2 protein-coding genes are annotated in these 6,017 nt (G+C 64.2%); both read left to right on the plus strand.

Features of this window, described 5'->3' with window-relative positions; genetic code table 11:
- Positions 1-4,425, plus strand: a 4,425-nt coding sequence (locus M5G11_RS26700; RefSeq protein WP_273914085.1) for an amino acid adenylation domain-containing protein, incomplete at its 5' end; no start/stop codon positions are given.
- Positions 4,425-6,017, plus strand: a 1,593-nt coding sequence (locus tag M5G11_RS26705) for a condensation domain-containing protein (protein WP_273914086.1), incomplete at its 3' end; no start/stop codon positions are given. The genes M5G11_RS26700 and M5G11_RS26705, both read left to right, overlap by 1 nt.

Below are 6,017 nucleotides of genomic sequence, written 5' to 3' on the forward strand. Positions count from 1 at the left end.
CGCCTGAGCTTCAGCGAGCAGGCCGATGGCTGGCAGGCACAGTTCAAGGCCGTTGCTGCCGATGCCTTGCTCTGGCAGACCGATGCGCCCGATAGCGCCGCGCGCGAAGTGCTTTTCGAGCAGGCCCAGCGCAGCTTGAACCTGCAGGATGGCCCGCTGCTGCGGGCGGTGCTGAACACGGCGCCCGATGGCGAGCAGCGCCTGCTGCTGGTCATTCATCACCTGGTAGTGGACGGTGTGTCGTGGCGCATCTTGCTGGAGGACCTGCAAGCCGGTTATCGCCAGCGCCAGGCAGGTCATCCGGTCGTGCTGCCGGGCAAGACCACCTCGGTGAAAGCCTGGGCTGAACAGCTGCAGCACTATGCCCGCAGCGAAGCCCTGCAAGCCGAACTGGGTTTCTGGCAAGGGCAACTGCACGGCGCCTCGGTGGACTTGCCGGGCGCCTACAGTGGTGCCAGCTTGCAGAAGCGTCATGCGCACACCGTGCATTCGCACTTGCCGGCACAGGCCACCCGGCAGCTGTTGCAAGAGGCACCTGGCGCCTACCGCACCCAGGTCAACGACCTGCTGCTGACTGCACTGGCGCGGGTGATCGCGCGCTGGACCGGTGCAGCGTCGGTGCTGGTGCAGCTTGAAGGTCATGGCCGTGAAGAGTTGTTCGAACAGCAGGACCTGACCCGCAGCGTCGGCTGGTTCACCAGCCTGTTCCCCGCACGCCTGACCCCTTCGGCGCACATCGGCGACTCGATCAAGCAGGTCAAGGAGCAGCTGCGCGCGATCCCGAACAAAGGCATCGGTTTTGCCGCCTTGCGCTACCTGGGCGACGACGCCAGCCGGGCAACCCTCAAGGCACTGCCGGTGCCGCGTATCACCTTCAACTACCTGGGCCAGTTCGACGGCAGTTTCGAGCAGGTGGATGGCAGCCTGTTCGTGCCGGCAGGTGAGAACGGCGGCGCTGCACAGGCGGCCGATGCACCGCTGGCCAACGGCTTGACCCTCAATGGCCAGGTTTTCGGCGGTGAGCTGAGCCTGGGTTGGACCTTCAGCCGTGAGCAGTTCGACGAGGCGGCCATACAAGCCCTGGCCGACGACTACAGCCGTGAACTGCACGCGCTGGTCGAGCATTGCCTGGCACCTCAGCACCAGGGCGTTACACCGTCGGATTTTGCCCTGGCCAACCTGACCCAGGCCCAATTGGACGGCCTGCCGTACCCGGCGCAGCAGATCGAGGATATCTACCCGCTGTCGCCGATGCAGCAGGGCATGCTCTTCCACACCCTGTACGAGCAGTCACGCGGGCACTATGTCAACCAGTTGCGGGTGGACGTGGACGGGCTTGATCCGCAACGTTTCCGCGCCGCCTGGCAGGCCACCCTGGAGGCACAGGACAGCCTGCGCAGCGCCTTCGTCTGGCAGGGCGACCTGGAACGTCCGGTGCAGGTGCTGCTCAAGGCGCTGCAAGTGCCGTTCACCCAGTTGGACTGGCAGGGGCGCAATGACGTGGCCCGCGCGCTGGACACCTTGGCCGCCGAGGAACTGGAGCAGGGCTTTGACCTTGCTGCCGCGCCGTTGCTGCGCCTGCAACTGGTGCAACTGTCCGCGCAGCGTTACCACCTGATCTACACCCATCACCACATCCTCATGGACGGCTGGAGCAGTTCGCAGCTGCTCGGGGAAGTGCTCCAGCGCTACCACGGCCAACCGGTGCCGCGTGCGCGAGGACGCTTCCGTGACTACATCCAGTGGTTACAGGCCCAGGATGGCGCTGCCAGTGAAGCCTTCTGGAAACAGCAACTGGCCAACCTGGACGAACCCACCCGGCTGGTGCAACTGCTGGGTGGGCTGGGCGAGGCGGCAGACGCCGCGTACGGCCAGGCCGACCTGCATCAGCGTATCGAGAGTGCCGGCACGCGCAAGTTGAGCGAATTCGCCCGCCAGCAGAAAGTCACGGTCAACACCTTGTTGCAAGCCGCCTGGTTGGTGCTGCTGCAACGCTACAGCGGGCAGTCGACGGTAACGTTCGGGGCGACCGTGGCCGGGCGCCCGGCAGAATTGGAGGGTGTCGAGCAACAGGTTGGCCTGTTCATCAACAGCCTGCCGGTTATCGCCAGCCCCGCGCCACAACAGACTGTCGGCGACTGGCTGCAACAGGTCCAGGCGCAAAACCTGGCGCTGCGCGAGCACGAGCACACGCCACTGTTCGAGATCCAACGTTGGGCTGGCCAGAGCGGTACAGCCTTGTTCGACAGCTTGCTGGTGTTCGAGAACTATCCCGTCTCCGAGGCCCTGCAACAGGGCAGTGGCGCAGCGCTGAGCTTCGGCCCGCTGGCGCGCCACGAGCTGGCCAACTACCCACTGACCCTGGCCATCGGCCTGGGTGAAACCCTGGGCCTGCACTTCAGCTACGACCAGGCGCATTTCAACGCGGCAACCATCGCACGCCTGGGTGAGCACCTGCAGCACCTGCTCATGCAGATGGCCGACGCCGCTCAAGCGCGCTTGTGCCAGCTGGAACTGCTGGATGGAGCGGCCCGTGAGGCGGTCATCGCGCACTGGAACGCCGCCCCCGTCAGCCACCCGGACATCGGTTGCCTGCACCAGCGCATCGAAGCCCAGGTGGCACGTACGCCACAGGCCATCGCCGTGGTACTGGACGGGCAAACCCTGACCTACCAACAGCTCAACCAGCAGGCCAACCGCTTGGCGCATGCGCTGATTGCCCGTGGTGTCGGGCCGGACGTGCTGGTCGGTATCGCCACCGAGCGCCGGTTGGCGATGCCGGTTGCCTTGCTGGCCGTGCTCAAGGCCGGGGGCGCCTATGTGCCGCTGGACCCGCATTACCCGCAAGACCGCCTGAGCTACATGATGCGTGACAGCGGCCTGCACCTGTTGCTGGCTGAGGCCTCGGTAGTCGAGCAACTGGACGTGCCGGCCGGGGTCGAGACGTTGCTGCTGGACGACCTGCCGAACGATTACGCCGGCTTCAGCGAGCACAACCCGAACGTGGCGATGAGCACGGCGAACCTGGCCTACGTGATCTACACCTCCGGCTCCACCGGGCAACCCAAGGGCACGTTGTTGCCACACTGCAACGTGTTGCGGCTGTTCCAGGCCACCGAAGCGTGGTTGCGCTTCGACGCGACGGATGTCTGGAGCCTGTTCCATTCCTATGCGTTCGACTTCTCGGTGTGGGAGATCTTCGGTGCGTTGCTGCATGGCGGCAAACTGGTGATCGTGCCCCATGAAGTCAGCCGTTCGCCGCAGCAGTTCCTCGAATTGCTGGGCCGGGAAGGGGTGACGGTGCTGAACCAGACGCCTTCGGCGTTCAAACAACTGATGCAGGTCGCTTGCGCCTTGCCGGCCGAGGTGGGCAGTGGCGCCTTGCGGCATGTGATCTTTGGTGGCGAAGCGCTGGAAGTGAAGAGCCTGCGCCCCTGGTTCGAGCGCTTCGGCGACCGCGCACCGCGCTTGATCAACATGTACGGCATTACTGAAACCACCGTGCACGTCACCTACCGGCCACTGACGTTGGCCGACCTTGAACGTGATGCAAGCAGCCCGATCGGCCTGCCGATCGACGATTTGTCCTGGTACCTGTTCGACAGCGAACTCAACCCGGTACCACCAGGCTGTATCGGCGAGCTGTATATCGGGCGCGCCGGCTTGGCCCGTGGTTACCTGAACCGCGCCGACCTCAGCGCCACGCGGTTTATCCCCGACCCTTATGGCCAGACGCCGGGTGGGCGGTTGTACCGCACTGGTGACCTGGCACGTTATCGGGTTGACGGGGTGATCGAATACGTCGGGCGTATCGACCAGCAGGTGAAGGTGCGCGGTTTCCGCATCGAACTGGGTGAGATCGAGGCCAGCCTGCTTGATCACCCAGCCGTCAGCGCAACCGCCGTGCTGGCACTGGCCGGCGCCAACGGCACGCAACTGGTCGGCTATGTGGTGGCGGCGCCTGGTACGGATGCCGGCGCACTGCGTGAGCACCTGCGCGAGGTTTTGCCGGACTACATGGTGCCGACGCACCTGGTGTTCATCGAGCAGCTGCCGCTGACAGCCAACGGCAAGCTCGATCGCAAGGCCTTGCCAGCACCCGATGCCAGCCTGCACCAGCATGCCTATGTCGCGCCTGTCACCGAACTTGAACAGCAAGTTGCGGCCATCTGGCAGGACGTGCTCAAGCTGGAACAGGTCGGCCTGGACGATGACTTCTTCGAACTGGGCGGCCATTCGCTGACGGTGGTGAACGTGGTTTCACGCCTGCAGTTGGAATTGGGCCTGACCCTGACGCCACAACTTCTCTTCCGCTTCCCTCAGCTCAAGACCTTTGTCGAGCAGTTGGAAACCACGGCCAAACCTTTGAATACGTCGAAACTGAGCAAGCTCGAAGCGCTGCTGGATGAGATGGAGGAATTCTGATGGACAAATCTGTCGCTTCGAAAATTGCCAAGCGCTTCATCACCCTGCCGCTGGACAAGCGCAAGCTGTACCTGGAAAAGATGCTTGAAGAGGGCGTTTCTCCGGCCAACTTGCCGATCCCGGAAGTGCAGTCGTCGTTCGAGGTGCTGCCGCTGTCCTATGCCCAGGAACGCCAATGGTTCCTCTGGCAACTGGACCCGCACAGCGCGGCGTATCACATTCCCGCCGCATTGCGCCTGCGTGGCCCGCTGGACATCCCGGCGCTGGAGCGCAGTTTCGCCAGCCTGGTTGAGCGTCATCAGAGCCTGCGTACCACCTTCGTGCAGGACGACAGCCAGACCCGGCAGGTGATCCGGCCCAGCGTTGACCTGCGCATCGAGCAGGTGCAGCGCCCGCTGGCGGCGCACGCCGAGGCCCAGGCGGCGCAGATCAAGGCCTTCGTCGAGGAGCAAACCCAGCGCCTGTTCGACCTGGAGCAGGGCCCGTTGTTGCGGGTCAGCCTGCTGCACCTGGGCACAGATGACCATGTGCTGGTGTTGACCCAGCACCACATCATTTCCGATGGCGCCTCGATGCAGGTCATGATCGATGAGCTGGTGCAGTTGTATGGTGCATTCAGCCGCGGCCTGTCCCTCGAGTGGCCAGCGCTGCCGATCCAGTATGCCGACTATGCCCTGTGGCAACGACACTGGATGGAGGCGGGCGAACGTGAACGCCAATTGGCCTACTGGACCACCCAACTGGCGGGTGAGCAGAGCGTGTTGGCCCTGCCCACGGATCATCCACGGCCTGCCGAGCAGAGCTTTCGCGGTGCGCGTCATGGGCTGCGGCTTGATGCCCGGCTGAGCCAGGCCTTGAAACAGATGGCGCAGCGGGAGAACGTCACGCTGTTCATGCTGTTGCTGGCGTCCTACCAGACCCTGCTGCACCGCTACAGTGGCCAGGGCGATATCCGTGTCGGCGTGCCGGTTGCCAACCGCAACCGGGTCGAGACCGAGCGCTTGATCGGCTTTTTCATCAATACCCAGATTCTCAAGGCCGAGGTTGCCCCGCAGCAGCCGTTCCGGGTGTTGCTGCAAGCAGTGCGGCAGGCGGCTATCGACGCCCAGGCCCACCAGGACCTACCGTTCGAACAGCTGGTCGAGGCCTTGCAGCCCGAGCGCAGCCTGAGCCACAACCCACTGTTCCAGGTCTTGTTCAACCATCAGGGCAGTGCCCGCGAGCAGGCCGCGCAGCAGGACGAGGGCGTGCTCAATGTGCAGCCGCTGAGCCTGGAGCGACACACCTCGCAATTCGATTTGACGCTGGAAACCGTCGAGTCGGCGCAGGGCGTGAGCGCCAGTCTGGTGTACGCCACCGACCTGTTCGATGCAGCGACTGTTGCCCGCATGGGCGAGCATTGGTTGAACTTGCTGGAAGGCATCGTGGCGGCGCCGGATACCCGGGTTGCCGACCTGCCGATGCTCAACGCAATTGAGCGCCAGACCATCGTCGAAAGCTGGAACGCCACGGCCATCGAATACCCGCTGCAAACCAGCATCCAGTCGTTGATCGAGGCGCAGGTTGAACGTTCGCCGCATGCGCCGGCGTTG

Origin of the sequence: Pseudomonas fontis (assembly GCF_028656955.1) — a bacterium.
Classification (GTDB): Bacteria; Pseudomonadota; Gammaproteobacteria; order Pseudomonadales; family Pseudomonadaceae; genus Aquipseudomonas; species Aquipseudomonas fontis.